Genomic DNA, 18,864 nt, shown 5'->3' with positions numbered 1-18,864 from the left:
TCAGACCGCGGCGGCCTCGAACCTTGACACCGCGAGACCGTCGGCCTCGAGGTCGACCCGCACGGTGTCGCCGTCACGGATGACGCCCTCGAGCAGGGCCTTCGCGAGGCGGTCGTCGATCTCGTGCTGCATGAGCCGGCGCAGCGGCCGCGCCCCGTAGATCGGGTCGTAGCCGCGCTCGGCCAGCCAGGCGCGCGCCTCGGGGGTGACCGCCAGCTGCAGCCGGCGCTCGGCGAGCCGGCGCTCGAGCCGGTCGACGTACAGCGAGACGATCTGACCGAGGTCGTCGTGGGTGAGCGGAGCGAACACGACGATGTCGTCCAGCCGGTTCACGAACTCGGGCTTGAAGGCCTGACGCACCAGGTCCTGCACGGCCTCCTGCTTCTGCTGCCACGGCATCGACGGGTCGACGAGGATCTGGCTGCCGAGGTTGGAGGTCAGGATCAGGATCGTGTTGCGGAAGTCGACGGTGCGGCCCTGACCATCCGTCAGCCGGCCGTCGTCGAGCACCTGCAGCAGGATGTCGAACACCTCGGGGTGCGCCTTCTCGACCTCGTCGAGCAGGATCACCGAGTACGGGCGCCGGCGCACGGCCTCCGTGAGCTGCCCGCCCTGCTCGTATCCGATATATCCGGGAGGGGCCCCGACGAGCCGCGAGACGGAGAACTTCTCGCCGTACTCCGACATGTCGATGCGCACGAGCGCCTTCTCGTCATCGAACAGGTACTCGGCGAGCGCCTTCGCGAGCTCGGTCTTGCCGACGCCGGTCGGCCCGAGGAACAGGAACGAGCCGGTCGGCCGGTCGGGATCCGAGATGCCGGCGCGCGTACGGCGCACGGCCTCGGAGACGGCGCGGACGGCGTCCTTCTGCCCGATGAGCCGCTTGCCGAGCTCCTGCTCGAGGTGCAGCAGCTTCTCCTGCTCGCCCTGGCGCAGCTTGTCGACGGGGATGCCGGTCCAGGCGGCGACGACCGAGGCGATGTCCTCGTCGGTCACCTGGTCGTTGACCATCCGCGGACCCTGCTGCTCGACCTGCTCCGCCTCGCCGAGCTTGTGCTCGATGCCGGGGATGGTCTCGTAGTTGAGCTTCGACGCCGTCTGGTAGTCGCCCTCGCGCATCGCCCGGTCGAGCTGGATGCGCGCGTCGTTCAGCTGCGTCTTCAGGTCGCCGACGGAATGCAGGCCGGCCTTCTCCGCGGCCCAGCGGCCCTGCAGCACGCCGAGCTCCGCCTCCATCGTGCGCAGGTCGTCGCGCAGCTTCTCGAGCCGCGCCTTCGACGCGTCGTCCTTCTCCTTCTTGAGCGCGAGCTCCTCGATCTTCAGCCGGTCGACGGCGCGCTTGAGCTCGTCGATCTCGACGGGGCTCGAGTCGATCTCCATCTTGAGCCGCGACGCGGCCTCGTCGATGAGGTCGATCGCCTTGTCGGGCAGCTGCCGAGCGGTGATGTAGCGGTTGGAGAGGGACGCCGCCGCGACGAGGGCGCTGTCGGCGATCGTCACCTTGTGGTGCGCCTCGTATCGCTCCTTGAGCCCGCGCAGGATCGCGATCGTGTCCTCCACGCTCGGCTCGCCCACGTACACCTGCTGGAAGCGGCGCTCGAGGGCGGCGTCCTTCTCGATGTACTCGCGGTATTCGTTGAGCGTCGTCGCACCGATGAGCCGCAGCTCGCCTCGGGCGAGCATCGGCTTCAGCATGTTCGCGGCCGCGACCGAGCCCTCGCCGCCGCCGGCACCCATGAGCGTGTGCAGCTCGTCGATGAAGGTGATGATCTGGCCGTCGGACTCGTCGATCTCCTTCAGCACGGCCTTCAGCCGCTCCTCGAACTCTCCGCGGTACTTCGCGCCGGCCACGAGGGCCGCGAGGTCGAGCGACACGAGCTGCTTGTCCTTGAGGGAGTCCGCGACGTCGCCCGCGACGATGCGCTGCGCGAGCCCTCGACGACGGCGGTCTTGCCGACGCCGGGCTCGCCGATGAGCACGGGGTTGTTCTTGGTGCGCCGGGTCAGCACCTGACTGATCCGGCGGATCTCGGCATCCCGCCCGATCACCGGGTCGAGCTTGCCGCTCTTGGCGATCTCGGTGAGATTCACGCCGTACTGCTCGAGGGCGCTCTTCTGGTCCTCCTGGCTGGAGGGCGCGCCCTGCATGTTGGCCACATCGTCTCCTTGCGCGACGTCGTCAAAAACTGAGTCTGTTTGACTCAAGTTTACCGATCGCGGCTATATTCCGCCACTGGCGGCGGCGACCGCCCGCGCCGATCGCGAAAGTTTTCGCGATTTGTCCGAATTTGTCGTTGACCGGCTCCCGGTTGACTGGTCTACTAAGAAGACCCGGCACCCGACCAGGGCGCCGGCTGATCCCTCAATGCAGAGAGGGCCGCCCTGGACGCGGTCCACCAAGATCAGAAAGAGGCGACGATGCCATCACAGAACGGTGCGAGTTTCACCCGACGCGGATTCTTCGGCGTCGCCGGTGGTGTGAGCGTTGCGGCGATCCTCGCCGCGTGCTCGCCCAGCGGCGCGGGCGGCGGAGGCGGAGGCGGCAGCAGCAAGCCGCTGAAGTTCTGGAACATGCCGTGGGGTGGAACGAAGTTCAACCCGACCGACAAGAAGATCACGCTGGCCTACAAGCCGAAGAGCGGCCTCCCGGCGGCGACCTACCAGGAGATCCAGTGGGCGAACTTCACCCAGACGTTCTCCTCCGCGATCGCCTCGAACACCGGCCCGGCGGTCAGCTCCGGCGGCGGCACGCAGGCGTTCCAGTTCGCCGCGCAGGGCAAGATCGCCTACGCCGACCACCTCATCAAGTCGTGGGAGTCGAACGGCCTCAAGGACGACTTCCTCGACGGCCTGCTCGACACCATGAAGACGGACAAGGGCTACGCGGCCGTCCCGTACAACCTCGACGTGCGCGTCGCCTGGTACAACAAGGCGCTCATGCAGCAGGCCGGCGCCGACGTGCCGACCACGTGGGATGAGTACAAGGCCGTCTGCGCCAAGCTGAAGAAGATCGGCGTGTACGGTTTCGGCCTCGGGTCGGGTGCGGGCTCCTTCACCGGCAGCCACATCATGACCGCCTTCATGATCAACAACGGCGGCGGCCTGTTCAACAAGAAGCAGGAGCCCGACGCGGTCACCGACGAGAACATCGAGGCGATCGAGTTCATCCTCGAGCTCGTGAAGAACGGCTACTCCGACCCGGCCGCGGCGACCTACACGTCCGACAACGTGCAGGCGCAGTGGAAGGCCAAGCGGTTCGGCTACGGCTGGGACGGCGCGGGCCTGCCGGCCGGCGCCGTGGGCGATGTCGCGAGCGACCTCGTCGTCGCGGACCCGCTGACCAGCCCGTCCGGCAAGAAGGGCGGTCTGTACTTCCCGAACAACATCATGATGTACACCAACACCCCCAGCCAGGAGGGGTCGGAGGCGTTCGTCACGTACTACTACAAGAACATGAAGGAGCTGTGGACCGAGAACACCGGTATCGGTCTGCCGCCCCTCAAGTCGATCGCGGACACCGACGAGTTCAAGTCGAACGCGAACAACGTGAAGATCCTCAACGACTGGAACCCCATCTTCAAGACGTGGGCGGCTCCGGGCGGCAACGGCCTCTTCGCCAACATCGCCAACACGGTGGACGGCACGCAGCCGATGCTCAACTTCACGCAGGCCATCCTGGGCGGCAAGACCGACGCCAAGTCGGCTCTGACCACGCTCCAGAGCGGCATCGAAGGGCTGATGAAGTAGTCCGACCTGCGACAGGTTCGCGATCGGGCTCCGCGGCCCCGGGGTATCCTCGGGGCCGCGGGCTTCACCGACGAGGAGTAATGCAATGACGCACGTGACCCAGCCCATCGCCGCCGAGAGGCGGCCCCATGTCGACTGAGACGATCACGCGGGGCATCGGGCGGGCCCGCCGCGGTGTCGGCAACGGCGGAGCGGGCCGGCCCGTCCAGTTCAAGCCGAGCAACTCGAACCGGATGCCGGGGCACCGTTCGCGCTCGACGACGTTGCTGCTGTTCGCCCTCCCCTCGCTCATCCTGCTCGTCCTCCTCAACGTCTACCCCGTCGGCTACGCCGGCGTGCAGTCCGCCCGCAACGGCGACCTGCTCTCCGCCGGCGACTTCGTCGGCGGGCAGAACTACCTCACGGTGCTGCAGCAGCCGGTGTTCTGGCACGCCGCCCTGTTCACGCTGATCTTCACCCTCGTCGGGGTGTTCGGATCGTGGGCCATCGGCCTGGCCCTCGCGCTGCTGCTGCGCACCAGGATCCCCGCCAACGGACTGTTCCGGGTGCTGCTGCTCCTGCCGTGGGTCGTTCCGATCGTGGTCTCCGCGACCGCCTGGAACTGGCTCGTGGCGACGCCGCAGTCGCCGCTTCCGGTCATCGCGAACTTCTTCGGCCTCGGCAACCCGCTGTTCCTCGCCGATCCGACGCTCGCGCAGATCCTGGTCTGCGTCTACAAGGTCTGGATCAGCTTCCCGTTCATGATGATGATGATGACGTCGGCGCTCGCCTCGGTCGACACCAACGTCTACGAGGCGTCGAAGGTCGACGGCGCCGGCCCGTGGCAGACCTTCCGTCTGATCACGCTGCCGATGATCTCGCGCACGACGTACATCTCGTGGATCCTCATGACGATCTTCTGCGTCAACGACTTCCCGACGATCTTCCTGCTGACCGGAGGCGGCCCCGTGCAGTCGACGCAGACGCTCGTCGTCATGGCGTACGTCACGGTCTTCCAGAACTACCAGACCGGTCCGGGTGTCGCGATCGCGTTCCTCATGACCCTGGTCCTCGTGATCATCTCGGTGGTCCTGTACCGCCAGATCCGGAAGGTGAACATCGAATGACTACCCCTGACGTCTCCCTGACCGGCAGGCTCGAGGTCGGAGTCAACACGCGCGCGCGCAAGCCGATGGTCCCGGGGGCCCGCGGCAAGTGGGGCCGGTTCATCGGCATCATCGTCATCACGGGCATCGTGCTGATCCCGATCGTCGCGGTCGTGGTGCTCTCGCTGACCCCGTCGCTCGGGTCTTCGGCGACCGGCTTCACGACCGAGAACTACGCGAAGGCGTTCACCGAGACGGGCGTGCTCACCTGGCTGACCAACAGCCTCACGGTGACCCTCGCGACCGTCGTCGTGGCCGTCGTGGTGGCGGCGCCGGCCGGCTACGTGCTCTCCCGCGGCCGCAACCGCTTCGTGTCGGGGTACTCGCTCGTGCTGTTCATCGTGCAGTCCCTGCCGGTGGTCACCGCGGTGATCCCGCTGTTCATCCTGTTCGCCCAGTTCGGGCTCGTCGACAACCTGTTCGGCGTCACGATCGTCTACGTCGGCAGCACCCTCTCGGTGGCGACCTGGATGATGGCCGCCTACTTCGACTCGATCCCGATCACGCTCGAGGAGGCCGCCTGGATGGACGGCACGAGCGTGCTGGGCAGCTTCACGCGGATCGTCCTGCGCAACTCGCTACCCGGCATCCTGTCGACGGCGATCTTCTGCTTCCTGCTCGCCTGGAACGACTACCTCATCGCATCGGTGTTCCTGAAGTCGGACACCGTGAAGACCCTGCCGGTCGGGCTCCAGAGCTTCTTCCAGCAGAACCAGGCCAACTGGGGCCTCGTCATGACCGTGGCGGTCGTGATGATGATCCCGCCCGTGCTGATCTTCGCGCTGCTCAACCGCTACTTCAGCGTCGGCGGCATCGGCGGCTCGCTCGCCGGAAGGTGAGCGAGCGCACCCTGCGCGCGGCCGTCGACCGGGTCATCCCGGCCGACGGCTGGCGCGCCGGCTGGGCAGGCGGAGTCGGCGCCTACCTGGAGTCGGCCGGCCCGGAGCTCGACTGGGCGCGTCCGTTGCTCTCGGCCCTCGCCGCGCGCCTGGGCCCCGGGTTCGCCGAACTCGATGAGGCCGATCAGGATGCCGCCCTCGCGGCCGCCGCGCAGCATCCGGAGGGCGCGATCGAGTTCCGGGCGCTCCAGCGGGTCTGCTGGGAGGGCTTCTACGCATCGTCGGGCGGCCGGGACCCGGAGGGCCTGCGCATGGTGGGCTTCCACGATGTGCCGGCGGGCGTCACGCCGATCGACGCCCCGGCTCCGCGCACCGTCGACTCCCGCCGCGTCCGGCGCCGCTACGACGCGATCGTCATCGGCTCGGGCCCCGGCGGCGGTGCCGTCGCGCGCTCCCTGACCGCCGCGGGCAAGCACGTGCTGCTCCTGGAGCGCGCGGCGTGGAAGCCGAACTCGGAGCTGCGCGGCGACCACCTCCACGACAAGCGCAACGCGGTGTACCGGCCGTCGGCGGGTCCCGGGGCCGGGCATCCCCGCATCCACGTCGATGACGACGGTGGCGAGACGGTCATCGACGGTGACGGCGATGCGGCCCGCTACGGCCTCAACGCGATGCTGCCCGGCGGCGGCACCCGGATCTGGCAGGGCATGGCCTGGAGATTCCTGCCCGAGGACTTCCGCATGGCCAGCGAGTACGGCAATCCGGCGGGCGCGAGTCTCGCCGACTGGCCGGTCGGCTACGACGAGCTGGAGCCGTACTACTCCCAGGCGGAGCAGGAGCTCGGCGTCGCCGGCTCCGAGGGCGCGCTGACCGCCCGGACGCGTCGCAGCACCCGCTACCCGATGCCCGCGATGGGCACCGAGCGGTCGCGCGAGGTGCTCGGCGCGGGCGCCGCGGCGCTCGGCTGGGGATGGGGACCGATCCCGCTCGCGATCAACAGCGTGCCCCGCAACGGGCGGGCCGCCTGCGTGCGGTGCCCGCAGTGCGTCGGGCACGCCTGCCCGGTGGATGCCAAGAACGGCGCCCACAACACCTTCATCCCCCTCGCGCTGGCGACCGGTCGGTGCGAGCTGCTGCTCGACGCGGAGGCGGTGCGCGTCGAGGACGGCGAGTCGACCGCGACGGTGCGCGTGATGGCCGACGCGTCGACGCCGACGCCGCGGGAGCTCGTCGTCGAGGCCGACGTCGTGATCGTGTCGGCGGGCGCCGTCGAGACCCCCGGCTGCTGATGGCGAGCGGGCTCGGCAACGACCACCTCGGCCGCTACCTGCACGACCACCGCTTCACGACCGTGCTCGGTGTGATCGACCCGCCCGCCAAGACCTGGATCGGGCCGGGCCACTCCGTCGCGACGCTCGAGCACGTGCACGCGGACACCATCCCGTGGGGCGGCGGGGTGCTGGTCGATCTCATGACGCTGCTGCCGCTCACGATGGCGTCCGACCCGCCCACCGACGGGGTGCCGGGCTGGGGCCTGGAGCACAAGCGGTGGATGCGCGAGGGGCGCCGCAACGTGTTCGGTGTGTTCGGGATGGGCCAGGAGGTACCGCTCGCGACCTCGCGCGTCACGCTCGCCGAATCGGCGCGGGACCGCTGGGGCGCACCCGGAGCTCGTCTGCGCAAGGACACCCATCCCGCATCGCTCGAGATCGAGGCCGGAATGGCGCGCGAGTCGATCACCTGGCTGGAGGCGTCGGGCGCGACCGAGGTCGCGCGACGCATGCAGCGCAGGACGGCGACGGCATCCGCGGCGGGAGAGCACTCCTCCGGCACCGCTCGGATGGGCGAGGATCCGGCGCACGCGGCGACGGGAGCCGACGGCCGCCTGCACGGCGCGCGACGGGTCTACGTCGCCGACGCCTCGCTGCACCCGACGAACGGTTCGGTGAACCCGACGCTCACGATCGTCGCGAACTGCCTGCGCGTCGCCGACCGGATCCTCGCCGACTGGCCCTGACGGAGCGGGTCGAGTAACCGGCGACAAGGCGTCAGAACGGGCGCCAGACCACCACCTCGTTCTGCTTCGGCACGCGCTCACCGGCGCGCAGCCGGAGCACGTCTCCGGACTCCCGCGCCGCGAAGACCCGCCGGCCGGGCCGGTTCAGCAGCTCGTCGGCGAGCGCCGTCTCGAGCTCGCGCACCCGCGATTGCAGTGCCGCGACCTGGTTCTCGAGGTCGAGGATGCGCCGGATGCCCTCCAGGTTCAGCCCCTCCGCGCTCAGCCGCGCGATCTCCCGCAGCTGCACCACGTCGCGCATGCTGTAGCGGCGCGACTGGCCCGCCGTGCGCCGCGGCGACACGAGACCCAGCCGGTCGTACTGCCGCAGCGTCTGCGGATGCATGTTGCTGAGCTCGGCCGCGATCGCGATCGCGAAGAGCGGGGAGTTCTCGTCGACATCGGCCATGGGTCGCTCCCGCCTAGCTCGCCCGGGCCTTCGCGAGCAGGTCGTCGCGCGGGTTCTCGGTCGGGAGCGTCTCGACGAACTCCTCGAGCTTGCGCTGCGCCTCGGCCGAGAGGTGGCTCGGCACGGCGATCTCGACCGTCGCGAGCAGGTCGCCCTGCCCCTTCGCGGTCGTGACGCCCTTGCCCTTCACGCGCAGCACGCGGCCGCTCGGGGTGCCGGGCGCGATCCGCAGCTTGACCGGCTCCCCGTCGAACGTCGGCACCTCGATCGTCGCGCCGAGCGCCGCCTCGGCGAAGGTCACGGGCACGTCGAGGCGCAGGTTGAGCCCGTCGCGCTCGAAGACCGGATGCTTGCGCACCTTGACCGTGAGGATCAGGTCGCCCGGCTGGCCGCCATCCGGGCTCGGCAGTCCCTTCCCCTTGAGCTTGATCTTCTGCCCGTCGGCGACGCCGGCAGGGATCTTCACCGTCGTCTCGCGCCCGGACTGCATGGTGAGCTTGACGGTCTCGCCGCGGATCGCGGTCACGAAGTCCAGGGTCGTATCGGCGGTCGCGTCGGCCCCCGGCTCGGGCCGCCGTAGCCGCGGAAGCCGCCCGTCGACTGGCCGAACCGGCCGCCGCCGAACATCCCGCCCAGGATGTCGTCGAAGTCGGCCTGCTGGTAGGCGGTGCGGCGGCCGCCGCCCTGCCCGAACATCCCGCCGAAGACATCCTCGAAGCCGCCCGCGCCGGCGCCGCCCGCGGTGAACCGGGCGCCCGACCCCATGGCCCGCACCTGGTCGTACTCGGCCCGCTGCTCCTTGTCGGAGAGCACCGAGTACGCCTCGCTGATCTCCTTGAAGCGCGACTCGGCGGCCGCATCCCCCTGATTGGAATCGGGGTGGTACTGCCGCGCGAGCTTGCGGTACACCTTCTTCAGCTCCGCGTCCGACACGTCCTTCTTGACGCCGAGAACGGCGTAGAAGTCCTTGTCGAACCAGTCCTGACTGGCCACGTGCTTCCTTACTCGGGAACGCTGACGGCGACCTTGGCCGGGCGGATCAGCCGGTCGCCGAGGGCGTAGCCGACCTCGATGACGTCGGCGATCGTCTGGCTGGTCGCGTCGGGGCTCGGCAGCTGCACGAGTGCCTCGTGGAACTTCGGGTCGAAGGGCTCGCCCTTCTCACCGACCCGGGTCAGGCCGTACCTCTCGAAGCCGCCGCGGAGCTTCGACGCGATGAGCGCGAGGGGGCTGCCCTCGGTCAGGTCGCCGTGCGCGTCGGCGCGGTCGAGGTCGTCGATCACCGGCAGCAGTGTGCGGATCACCTCGGCGATGACCGCGTCGCGATTCGCCTGACGGTCGCGTTCGACGCGGGTGCGGAAGTTCTTCAGCTCCGCCTCCGCGCGGGCCGCGCGCTCGCGGTACTCGCCCACGAGGTCGCGCTCGGCCTCGGCGAGCAGCGCCAGGTCGTCGTCGCTCAGCTCGACATCCGCGTCCTCGGCCTGGACCAGGTCCTCCGCCGACTCCACGTCGGCGGGGGACCCGTCCTCGGCCTGCGGCTCACGGACGTCGCCCGTCTCGGGGTCCACCCTCCGCTTGTCGCGGAAGCGGGGCTCCTTCTCGTGCTCGTCCTTGTCGGCCATCTACTTCTTCGGCTCCTCGTCGTCGACGATCTCGGCGTCGACCACGTCCTCGTCGTTCGACGACGCCTCCGGCTCGGCGGTCTCGCCGGCCCCGGCCTCCGCGGCCTGGCCGCTCTGGTAGATCGCCTCGCCCAGCTTGGTCTGCGACGTGTTGAGCTTGTCGAACGCGGTCTTCACGGCCGCGTCGTCCTCGCCCTGCAGCGCCGTCTTGAGCGCGTCGACGTCGGCCTGCACCTCGGTCTTCACGTCATCCGGCAGCTTGTCGTCGTTGTCCTTGATGAGCTTGTCGATCGAGTACGCGAGCTGCTCGGCGTTGTTGCGCACCTCGGCGCTCTCGCGCCGTGCCTTGTCCTCCGCCGCGTGCTCCTCGGCCTCGCGCACCATGCGCTCGATGTCCTCCTTGGGGAGGGACGAGCCGCCGGTGATCTTGATGGACTGCTCCTTGCCGGTGCCCTTGTCCTTCGCGGAGACCTCCACGATGCCGTTGGCGTCGATGTCGAAGGTCACCTCGACCTGGGGCACGCCGCGCGGCGCCGGCGCGATGCCGGTGAGCTCGAACGTGCCGAGCGCCTTGTTGTCGCGCGTGAAGTCGCGCTCGCCCTGGAAGACCTGGATGGCGACCGACGGCTGGTTGTCATCGGCGGTCGTGAAGGTCTCGCTGCGCTTGGTCGGGATGGCCGTGTTGCGCTCGATGAGCTTGGTCATGATCCCGCCCTTGGTCTCGATGCCGAGGCTCAGCGGGGTCACGTCGATCAGGAGGACGTCCTTGCGCTCGCCCTTCAGCACGCCGGCCTGGAGGGCGGCGCCGACGGCGACCACCTCATCCGGGTTGACGCCCTTGTTGGGCTCCTTGCCGTCGGTCTCCTTCTTGACCAGCTCGCTGACCGCGGGCATGCGGGTGGAGCCGCCGACGAGCACGACGTGCGCGATGTCGGCCACCTTGATGCCGGCCTCCTTGATGACGTCCTGGAACGGCTTCTTGGTGCGGTCCAGGAGGTCGGAGGTCATCTGCTCGAACTGGGCGCGGGTCAGGGTCTCGTCGAGGTTGGCCGGGCCGTTCTCGGTGAGCGACAGGTAGGGCAGCTGGATGCTCGCCGACATGCTCGACGAGAGCTCCTTCTTCGCCTGCTCCGCGGCCTCCTTGAGGCGCTGCAGGGCGATCTTGTCCTTCGAGACGTCGACGCCCGTGGTCTCCTTGAACTTCTTGATGAGCCACTCGACGACCCGCTGGTCCCAGTCGTCGCCGCCGAGGCGGTTGTCGCCCGCGGTCGAGCGCACCTGAATGGTCGAGAAGTCGTCGTCCTTGCCCACCTCGAGCAGCGAGACGTCGAACGTGCCGCCGCCGAGGTCGAAGACGAGGATGAGCTCGTCCTCCTTGCCCTTGTCGAGGCCGTAGGCGAGCGCCGCCGCGGTGGGCTCGTTGATGATGCGGAGCACGTTGAGGCCCGCGATCTCGCCGGCCTCCTTGGTGGCCTGGCGCTCGGCGTCGTTGAAGTAGGCCGGCACGGTGATGACCGCGTCGGTCACGTCCTCGCCGAGGTACTGCTCGGCGTCCCGCTTGAGCTTCTGCAGGATGCGCGCCGAGATCTCCTGCGGCGTGTACTTCTTGCCGTCGACCTCCGCCTTCCAGTCCGTGCCCATGTGGCGCTTGACCGAGGCGATGGTGCGGTCGACGTTGGTGACGGCCTGGCGCTTCGCGGTCTCGCCGACGAGCACCTCGCCGTCCTTCGTGAAGGCCACCACCGACGGCGTCGTGCGGAATCCCTCCGCGTTCGCGATGACGGTCGGCTCGCCGCCCTCGAGGACGGAGACGACCGAGTTGGTGGTGCCGAGGTCGATACCGACGGCTCGTGCCATGTTCTTGCTACTCCTCAGGTTCGTGGTGTCCGGAGTTGAGCCGGACCGCATCAATTCTGCGACCTGTGGATAACCGCTGTCAAGTCGAGTTGAGTCGAGGTCGCTCAAGTTCTTCAACGGCCGGCCGCCGCACTTCCTTCCCGCCGAGGGGGCCGGATGCCAGGATGGCCGCATGGATGACGCAGCGCTGCCCGTCCCCGAGCCGCACGCCCGCCGGTGGTGGCAGGTGATCGGATCGCTGCCCATGGCGGTGACGCTCCTGGTGGCCGTGAACGCCGCCGACATCCTCCTCGTCGCACTCGGCAACATCACCGACTACGGCACGAACTTCGCCTTCGTGCAGCACGTGCTCTCGATGGACACGACGAACCTCGGCGGCCGGCCGGGCGTCGGGCTCGACCCCGACATCATGTGGCGCGCGATCACCGACCCGGCGGCGTGGAACGTCGCCTACGTCGCGATCATCGTGTGGGAGTCGGCGGCCGCCCTCGTGCTCATCCTGGCGACCGTGCTCCTGATCGCCGGCATGGTGCGAGGCGAGTTCCGCACCGCCCGCTCGGTCTCGAGCATCGGCCTCCTGATGCTCGTCGCGCTGTTCTTCGGCGGCTTCATCGCCGTCGGCGGCGAGTGGTTCGGCATGTGGCGCTCCACGCAGTGGAACGGCCTCGACGCCGCGTTCCGCACCGGGATGCTCGCAGCCGTCACGCTCATCCTGATCCACGTGCCGGTGGCCGGCTGGTCACGGCGTTCCGGTACGGTGCGCGCATGACGACGGAACTGGTCCGCGGGCTCGACCTGCAGCGCGGCACACGGGTGCCAGGACGGCGCATCGTCGCCTGGGCCTTCTGGGACTGGGGCTCGTCGGCGTTCAACGCCGTCGTCACCACCTTCGTCTTCACCGTCTACCTGACGAGCACGAAGGGCTTCGGCGAGACCGACGTCACGTCCTCGGTGCTCGGATGGGGGATCGGGCTGTCCGGACTCGTGGTCGCGCTGATCGCACCCGTGACGGGCCAGCGCTCCGACGGATCCGGGCGGCGCAAGTTCTGGCTCGCGGTCAACACCGCCATCGTCGTCCTGTGCATCGCGGGGCTGTTCTTCGTCTCGCCGAGCCCCGTGCTGCTGTGGCTGGGGGTGGGCCTGCTGGCCGTCGGAACGGTCTTCTTCGAACTCGCCGCCGTGAACTACAACGCGATGCTCGTGCAGGTCTCGACGCCCCGGACGGTCGGCCGGGTGAGCGGGTTCGGGTGGGCGATGGGCTACTTCGGCGGGATCGTGCTGCTGCTCATCCTCTACTTCGGCTTCATCCACCCGGACGTCGGCCTCTTCGGCGTGACGAGCGCGGAGGGGCTCGCGGTGCGGGTCTCGATGCTCCTGGCCGCGCTGTGGTTCCTCCTCTCCGCGCTGCCGGTCCTGCTCGCCGTGCCGGAGTACCACGTGCCCGGGCAGGTGCAGCGCCCGCGGGTCGGGTTCTTCCGCTCCTACGCGGTACTCGGCCGTGACGTCGCGGCGCTCTGGCGCGAGAGCCGTCGGACGGTCTGGTTCCTGCTCGCGAGCGCCATCTTCCGCGACGGCCTCACGGGCGTCTTCACCTTCGGCGGCGTCCTCGCCGCGGGCACCTTCGGGTTCTCGGCGGGCGAGGTGATCATCTTCGCGGTCGCGGCCAACGTCGTCGCGGGTCTCTCGACCCTCGTCGTCGGGACCCTCGACGATCGCGTCGGGCCGAAGCCGGTGATCGTCACCGCGCTGATCGGCCTGCTGGTGAGCGGGCTCGTCGTGTTCTTCCTGCACGACGGCGGTCAGATCGTCTTCTGGACCGCCGGGCTCGCACTGTGCCTCTTCGTCGGGCCCGCGCAGTCCGCGAGCCGCACCTTCCTGTCGCGCCTCGTGCCGGCCGGCCGCGAGGGCGAGGTGTTCGGTCTGTACGCGACGACGGGACGGGCGGCGACGTTCATCGCGCCGAGCCTGTTCGCGCTCTGCATCACCATCTTCGGCCACCAGTACTGGGGCATCATGGGCATCCTGCTCGTGCTGGCCGTCGGGCTGGTGATCCTCATCCCCGTGAAGTCGCCCGACCGGGCGCCGGCCGAGATCAGCGGATCAGCGCCCACCAGATGAGCAGCAGCGTCACGAGGAACCCGGTGGCGTAGTTGATCCAGAGGAACCGGCGCCAGCCCCGGTTCGCGCTCGCGGCATCCGCGTCGCTCACCGACCACCACGGCGCGACGTTCGCGGCGTAGGGCAGGGCGAGGAACGCGGCGAGCGGTCCGGGCCAGGGGGTCGCGAGCAGCAGCGCGCCCGCCGCGACGTAGAGCACGAGGGCGAGCCGGACGGCGCAGCGCGTCCCGATGACGGTCGCGACGGATCCGATGCCGGCATCCCGGTCGGCCTCGATGTCCTGCACCGCGCCGAACGCGTGCGACGCGCAGCCCCAGAGGACGTACCCGGCGAGGAGGGCGGCGAGCGGCCAGGTCGGCGTGGCCCCGGCGAGCGCGAGCCCGAACACCGCGGGACTGACGAAATGCGTGGCCGAGGTGAGCGAGTCGAGGAACGGGCGCTCCTTGAACCGCAGCCCGGCGACCGAGTACGCCACCACCGCGAACAGGCTGATCGCGAGCACCAGGTCGCTGACCCACGAGCCGACGACGACGAGGTAGACGACGAACGGCAGGGGCAGCAGGGATGCCGTCCACAGGGTCGCGCGGTGGTGGGCCGGCCGCAGCAGTGCGCCCTCGACACCGCCCTTGCGCGGGTTGCGCAGGTCGGACTCGTAGTCGAACACGTCGTTGATCCCGTACATCGCGAGGTTGTACGGGATGAGGAAGAAGACCGTGCCCACGACGAAGGTCGCGTCGAGCCGGCCGCCGCCGCCGCCGCCGCCGCCGAGGAGATAGGCGGCAGCGAACGGGTAGGCCGTGTTGACCCAGCTGAGCGGGCGGCTGGCGACCAGGAGCGCGCGGATCACGGCGCGGGCCTCCGCCGGGGGCGAGCAGCGACCAGAGCGACGGGAGCAGCACGACGGCGGCCAGCGCGTACGCGAAGTCCTCGATCGGCATGACGCCGAGCCGGATGCCGCTGATGCGGTCGGCGTCGTACGCGACGATCCCCGTGCCGACGATCACGTTGTCGAACACGGCGGTCAGCAGCACGAGCGGGATCGCGGCCAGGCCGACCGCGCGCCACCGGGGCGCCCGCCGCGCGAGCCCGGCGGCGAGTGCGACGAGCGCGACGGCGCAGAGGAACGGGAGGTTCAGGAGGAGGTACGTCATTCGTTCCCTCGTTTCCCGACGGCCGAGACGGCCGTCGGCGCTGACGCCGCGGCGAAGGCCAGAAACGGCCTTCGCTCCAAGCGGAGCACAGCGCGTAGGCGTTCATCGTCGTGTAGCACAGCAGCGCGAGGAAGAGGACCTCCTCCACCGGCAGGCCCGGCGCGAGCAGCACGCCAGTGACGATCGTCGCGTGCCCGGGGAAGAACACGCCGAGACCGATCCCGGCCAGGTCCCAGACCAGGAAGAACGCGACGCCGGCGGCGAACACGATCGCGGCCCGCAGCGGCGCGCGCCGGAAGAAGAGCCGGAAGCGCAGGTCGAGCACGACCATCCCGGCCAGTCCGACGAGCAGCCCGCCGAGGTAGAGGAGGGTCATCGCAGCGGCTCCGGCAGCGGTCCGGCGCTCGTGTCGCCGCGCAGGCGCTTGACCACGAGCTCGGCGCTGATGAGGCACATCGGCAGTCCGACGCCGGGGATCGTCGAGGAGCCCGCATAGAACAGGTTCGCCACCGTGCGACTCGCATCCCCGGGCCGGAAGAACGCGCTCTGCCGGAGCGTGTGCGCGAGCCCGAGCGCCCCGCCCCTCCAGGCGTGGAACTCGCTCTCGAAGTCGGCGGGCCCGATCGTGCGCCGCACGACGACGCGCTCGGCGAGATCGTCGATGCCGGCCCACGAGCCGATCTGCGCGATCACCCGGTCGCCGAGCGCCTCCAGGAGCGCGGCGCCCTCGCCGTCGACGCCGCCCCGGCCGAGGCAGGGATCGGCCGGTAGCGGCACGAGCACGAAGAGGTTCTCCGCGCCCTCGGGCGCGACCGTCGGGTCGACGCCCGACGGCTTGCACACGTACAGCGAGGGGGTGTCGGGGATGCGCGTCGGGTCGTCGAAGATCGCGGCGAAGTTGGCATCCCAGTCGCGCGAGAAGAAGAGGGTGTGGTGCTGCAGCTCGGGCAGTTCGCCGCGCACCCCCAGCAGGATGAGCAACGCGCTCGGCCCGGGGTTGCGGCGGCGCCAGGCGCGATCCGGATGCGTGCGGTGCGCCGCGTCGAGCAGTCGCGTCTCGGTGTGGTGCAGGTCGGCCGCCGAGACGACGGCGTCGACGTCGAGCCGCGCGCCGTCGGCGAGGTCGACCCCGGTCGCCCGGCCGCCGTCGACGCGGATGCGCACGACCTCCGCCCCGGTGCGCACCTCGACGCCCTCCGCCTCGGCGAGCCCGGCGATCCGGTCGATGATCGTGCGGAACCCGCCGAGCGGATAGCGCACGCCGTCGGCGAGGTCGAGGTAGCTCATGAGCGAGTACAGGCTCGGTGTCGTGTCGGGCGCGGCGCCCAGGAAGACGGCCGGATAGCCGAGGATCTGCCGCAGTCGGCGATCCCGCACCGTGCGGCGGGTGAGCGCACCGAGCGGCTCGAGCAGCAGCCGGCTCAGCCGGGTGCTCTTGCCGAGCACGCCGCCGCCGAACACCGGGCCGAGCCGCACGAACGTCGTGTAGAGGAAGTGCTCCTTCGCGATCGCGTAGAGCTCGGCCGAGCGTGCCAGGTACGCCCGCAGGCGGGCCCCGGCTCCGGGCTCCTCCCGCTCGAAGACCGCGACGTTCTCCTCCGCGTCCGCGTGCAGATCGAGGGGATCGGCATACCCCTCGGCGTAGACGCGGTAACCGGGATCGAGTGGCACGAGGTCGAGCTGCTCGGTCGCGCTCGTGCCGAGCAGCCGGAAGAAGTGGTCGAACACCTCGGGCATGAGGTACCACGACGGCCCGGTGTCGAAGCGGAAGCCGTCGCGCTCCCACAGGCCGACGCGGCCGCCGACGGCGTCGTTCTTCTCCAGCAGCACGAGCTCGTGCCCTCGCGGGCGAGCAGGGCGGCCGTCGCCAGGCCGGCGATCCCGCCGCCGATGACCGCGATCCTCACGCGGACCTCACCGCAGCGCCGCGACCGCGGCGATGCGCAGCTTCACCGGATCGGGCACCCGCACGCGCGACACGAGCAGCGCCGGCGCCGGGGTCGCCCGCAGCCGGCGCGACAGCTCCGCGAACAGCCCGTGCGCGAGCGCGACCGCGCGGCGCGAGTTCGCGGGCAGCCGCGGGATGGCGCGGGCCGCGACGGCGAGATCGGTGTCGATGTCGTCCAGCAGCCGCACCTTGTCATCCTCGCCGAACGTCGCGGGGTCGACGCCGGGGAAGTAGCTGCGGCCCAGCACCTGGGCATCGGCGTGCAGGTCGCGCAGGAAGTTGACCTTCTGGAAGGCGGCGCCGAGCGCGCGGGCGCCGTTCTCGAGCTCCGCGCGCTCGGCCTCGCCGCGGGCCGGACCACTGTGGGCGCGATCGTCGGCGAGGAAGACCCGGAGGCACATGAGCCCCACCACCTCCGCCGAGCCGTAGATGTACCGGGCGAGACTCTCGGCGTCGTGCGAGCTCTCGTGCAGGTCGGTGCGCATGGAGGCGAAGAACGGCGCGGTCAGGTCGCGGCCGAAGCCGGCGAAGCGTGCGGTGCGCGCGAATGCGTGCACGACGAGGTCGCTGCCGTAGCCCTCGGTCACGGCACGGTCGGTCTGGGTCTCGAGGCCGTCGAGCAGCCGCTCGGCGCCGTCACGCCCGAGGCCCGCCTCGGTCGCGGCGCCGTCGACGATCTCGTCCGCCACCCGGACGAGCGCGTAGATCGCCTCGACGTGCGGGCGCACGCGGGCGCCGAGAAGGCGCGACGCCATCCCGAACGACGTCGAGTACCGCCGGATGACGAGCGCCGCCGCCTGCTGCGCGACGTCGTCGTAGAGCCCGAGCCGGGGCGAGCCGTCGCCCCCGCGGTCGCGGCGGTCGGCCGTCACGCGCGGCGCGCCAGGACGGCGTCGGCGATGGGGTGCAGCTCGGTGCGCAGGGCTACCGGCACGTGCGGCTCGAGCAGGCGCGAGAGCGCGCGGTTCGCGTAGTAGCGGGCGAGCCCCTCGGCGAAGCCGCGCGCGCCGACCGCTTCGAGGTGCCGGCGCAGGCGCTCGGCGCCCTCCTCGGTGAGATCCGGATCGCCGAACAGGGGCGCGACCTCGTGCCACCCCTCGAGCGCGCTCGCGTACGCGATCAGCACCGTGCGCTTGCCCTCGCGCAGGTCGCCGACGACGGTCTTGCCGGTCTCGGACTCCTGCCCGAACACGCCCAGCAGGTCGTCGACGACCTGGTAGGCGATGCCGAGGTCGCGGCCGAACTCGGCGAGCGTGGTGATCGTCTCGTCCGGCGCGCCGGCGAGGATCGCGCCGGCCTGGAGCGGGCACTCGAACGAGTAGACGGCGGTCTTCAGGCGCTCCATCCCGAGGATCTCGTCGACGCCCGGCAGCTCGGGCATCCAGGCGAAGTCGACATCGATGAGCTCGCCCGCGGCGCTCGCGAACAGGGCGTCGTCCATGACCTCGAGCAGGCGCGCGCGCATCTCGTCGCCGACGCCGCTGCGATCGACGAAGCGGTAGGCGTTGAAGAGCGCGAGGTCGCCGGCGATGACCGACGCGCTGAGGCCGCGGTGCTCGGCCACGGCATCCGGAGCGCCCGCCGCGCGCGCCGCATCGCGGTAGCTGCCGGCGATGTTCGGGGCGCCGCGGCGCACGAAGTCGTGGTCGATGACGTCGTCGTGCACGATGAGCGCGGTGTGCAGCAGCTCGAAGGCGGCGCCGATGCAGGCGGCCGCCTGCAGGTCGAGGCCGCCGAGGGCCTGGTACGCGGCGAGCACCATCCGGGGACGGAAGCGCTTGCCACCGACCGTGTTGGCCTCGAGCCGGTCCCAGAGCCGCACGTATTCGGCGCCCAGCGGCTCCGCGCGGCGCCTGGTTACGCTGAAGAACCGCGCCAGCACGGCATCGACCCGCGACTGGTGCTCGTCGGCCACGGCCGTCGGACCGCCGGCGGACCCTAGACGCGCGGCATCCATCTAGAAAGACTAGCGA

Annotated in this window: 14 protein-coding genes and 5 pseudogenes; 7 read left to right on the top strand and 12 right to left on the bottom strand. The window is 70.3% G+C overall.

All coding sequences use genetic code 11. From position 1 onward, the window contains the following. Positions 1 to 2,156, bottom strand: a pseudogene (locus tag QQK35_RS10065) (ATP-dependent Clp protease ATP-binding subunit). Between the two features lie 261 nt (positions 2,157 to 2,417). Between QQK35_RS10065 and QQK35_RS10060 the strand changes: the two are divergent. The 5 genes from QQK35_RS10060 to QQK35_RS10040 all read left to right on the top strand — a co-directional run bounded on the left by QQK35_RS10060 (position 2,418) and on the right by QQK35_RS10040 (position 7,747). After that, the gene (locus QQK35_RS10060; protein ID WP_284254036.1) at positions 2,418 to 3,746 is read left to right on the top strand and encodes an ABC transporter substrate-binding protein; all 1,329 of its coding nucleotides are present in this window, start codon (positions 2,418 to 2,420) and stop codon (positions 3,744 to 3,746) included. A 128-nt stretch (positions 3,747 to 3,874) separates the two neighbouring features. Further along, positions 3,875 to 4,852 (top strand): carbohydrate ABC transporter permease, encoded by a 978-nt coding sequence (locus tag QQK35_RS10055; RefSeq protein WP_284254035.1) that lies wholly within the window; start codon positions 3,875 to 3,877, stop codon positions 4,850 to 4,852. Next, entirely contained in the window at positions 4,849 to 5,730 is an 882-nt protein-coding gene (locus QQK35_RS10050) for a carbohydrate ABC transporter permease (RefSeq protein ID WP_284254034.1), read from the top strand. The genes QQK35_RS10055 and QQK35_RS10050 overlap by 4 nt, the downstream gene beginning before the upstream one ends. Continuing rightward, positions 5,727 to 7,019, top strand: a complete 1,293-nt coding sequence (locus QQK35_RS10045) for a GMC family oxidoreductase N-terminal domain-containing protein (RefSeq protein ID WP_284254033.1) — start codon at positions 5,727 to 5,729, stop codon at positions 7,017 to 7,019. The genes QQK35_RS10050 and QQK35_RS10045 overlap by 4 nt, the downstream gene beginning before the upstream one ends. Continuing rightward, entirely contained in the window at positions 7,019 to 7,747 is a 729-nt protein-coding gene (locus QQK35_RS10040) for a GMC oxidoreductase (RefSeq protein ID WP_284254032.1), read from the top strand. The genes QQK35_RS10045 and QQK35_RS10040 overlap by 1 nt, the downstream gene beginning before the upstream one ends. A gap of 31 nt (positions 7,748 to 7,778) precedes the next feature. Here QQK35_RS10040 and QQK35_RS10035 read toward each other — a convergent pair whose 3' ends face one another. From QQK35_RS10035 to dnaK, 4 genes and pseudogenes are all read right to left on the bottom strand, one after another. Beyond that, a complete protein-coding gene (locus tag QQK35_RS10035; RefSeq protein WP_284254031.1) occupies positions 7,779 to 8,195 on the bottom strand; it encodes a heat shock protein transcriptional repressor HspR in 417 nt (138 codons plus the stop codon). A gap of 13 nt (positions 8,196 to 8,208) precedes the next feature. After that, a pseudogene (locus QQK35_RS10030) lies at positions 8,209 to 9,188 on the bottom strand (DnaJ C-terminal domain-containing protein). Positions 9,189 to 9,196: 8 nt separating this feature from the next. Beyond that, positions 9,197 to 9,817: a nucleotide exchange factor GrpE gene (locus QQK35_RS10025; protein ID WP_284254029.1), complete on the bottom strand. Its 621-nt coding sequence runs from the start codon at positions 9,815 to 9,817 to the stop codon at positions 9,197 to 9,199. Continuing rightward, positions 9,818 to 11,674, bottom strand: coding sequence for a molecular chaperone DnaK (gene dnaK / locus QQK35_RS10020; RefSeq protein ID WP_284254028.1), 1,857 nt, complete (start codon positions 11,672 to 11,674; stop codon positions 9,818 to 9,820). 172 nt (positions 11,675 to 11,846) lie between these two features. Between dnaK and QQK35_RS10015 the strand changes: the two genes are divergently transcribed. Next, entirely contained in the window at positions 11,847 to 12,443 is a 597-nt protein-coding gene (locus QQK35_RS10015) for a DUF2165 domain-containing protein (protein ID WP_284254027.1), read from the top strand. Next, complete coding sequence (locus QQK35_RS10010) at positions 12,440 to 13,792, top strand: MFS transporter (protein ID WP_284254026.1); 1,353 nt, start codon at positions 12,440 to 12,442, stop codon at positions 13,790 to 13,792. The genes QQK35_RS10015 and QQK35_RS10010 overlap by 4 nt, the downstream gene beginning before the upstream one ends. On the opposite strand, the gene QQK35_RS10005 is transcribed toward QQK35_RS10010, so the two are convergent. The 7 genes and pseudogenes from QQK35_RS10005 to QQK35_RS09980 form a co-directional block, all read right to left on the bottom strand. Next, the gene (locus tag QQK35_RS10005; RefSeq protein ID WP_284254025.1) at positions 13,767 to 14,639 is read right to left on the bottom strand and encodes a prenyltransferase; all 873 of its coding nucleotides are present in this window, start codon (positions 14,637 to 14,639) and stop codon (positions 13,767 to 13,769) included. The two genes, QQK35_RS10010 and QQK35_RS10005, sit on opposite strands and share 26 nt — an antisense overlap. Positions 14,640 to 14,730: 91 nt before the next feature. Then, positions 14,731 to 14,943: pseudogene (locus QQK35_RS10000) on the bottom strand (lycopene cyclase domain-containing protein); the annotation flags it as partial. A gap of 109 nt (positions 14,944 to 15,052) precedes the next feature. Beyond that, positions 15,053 to 15,319, bottom strand: a pseudogene (locus QQK35_RS09995) (lycopene cyclase domain-containing protein); the annotation flags it as partial. After that, positions 15,316 to 16,773: a phytoene desaturase family protein gene (gene crtI / locus QQK35_RS09990; protein WP_348534924.1), complete on the bottom strand. Its 1,458-nt coding sequence runs from the start codon at positions 16,771 to 16,773 to the stop codon at positions 15,316 to 15,318. The gene crtI and the pseudogene QQK35_RS09995, both read right to left, overlap by 4 nt. Beyond that, positions 16,755 to 16,850, bottom strand: a pseudogene (locus QQK35_RS20445) (NAD(P)-binding protein); the annotation flags it as partial. The pseudogene QQK35_RS20445 and the gene crtI, both read right to left, overlap by 19 nt. Positions 16,851 to 16,857: 7 nt before the next feature. Next, positions 16,858 to 17,763: a phytoene/squalene synthase family protein gene (locus QQK35_RS09985; protein ID WP_284254024.1), complete on the bottom strand. Its 906-nt coding sequence runs from the start codon at positions 17,761 to 17,763 to the stop codon at positions 16,858 to 16,860. Further along, a complete protein-coding gene (locus QQK35_RS09980) occupies positions 17,760 to 18,848 on the bottom strand; it encodes a polyprenyl synthetase family protein (protein WP_284254023.1) in 1,089 nt (362 codons plus the stop codon). The genes QQK35_RS09985 and QQK35_RS09980 overlap by 4 nt, the downstream gene beginning before the upstream one ends. Between the last annotated feature and the right edge of the window lie 16 nt (positions 18,849 to 18,864).

It is taken from the genome of Pseudolysinimonas kribbensis, assembly GCF_030161895.1.
Classification (GTDB): Bacteria; Actinomycetota; Actinomycetes; order Actinomycetales; family Microbacteriaceae; genus Pseudolysinimonas; species Pseudolysinimonas kribbensis.
This window is presented reverse-complemented; position numbering and strand designations above follow the sequence as displayed.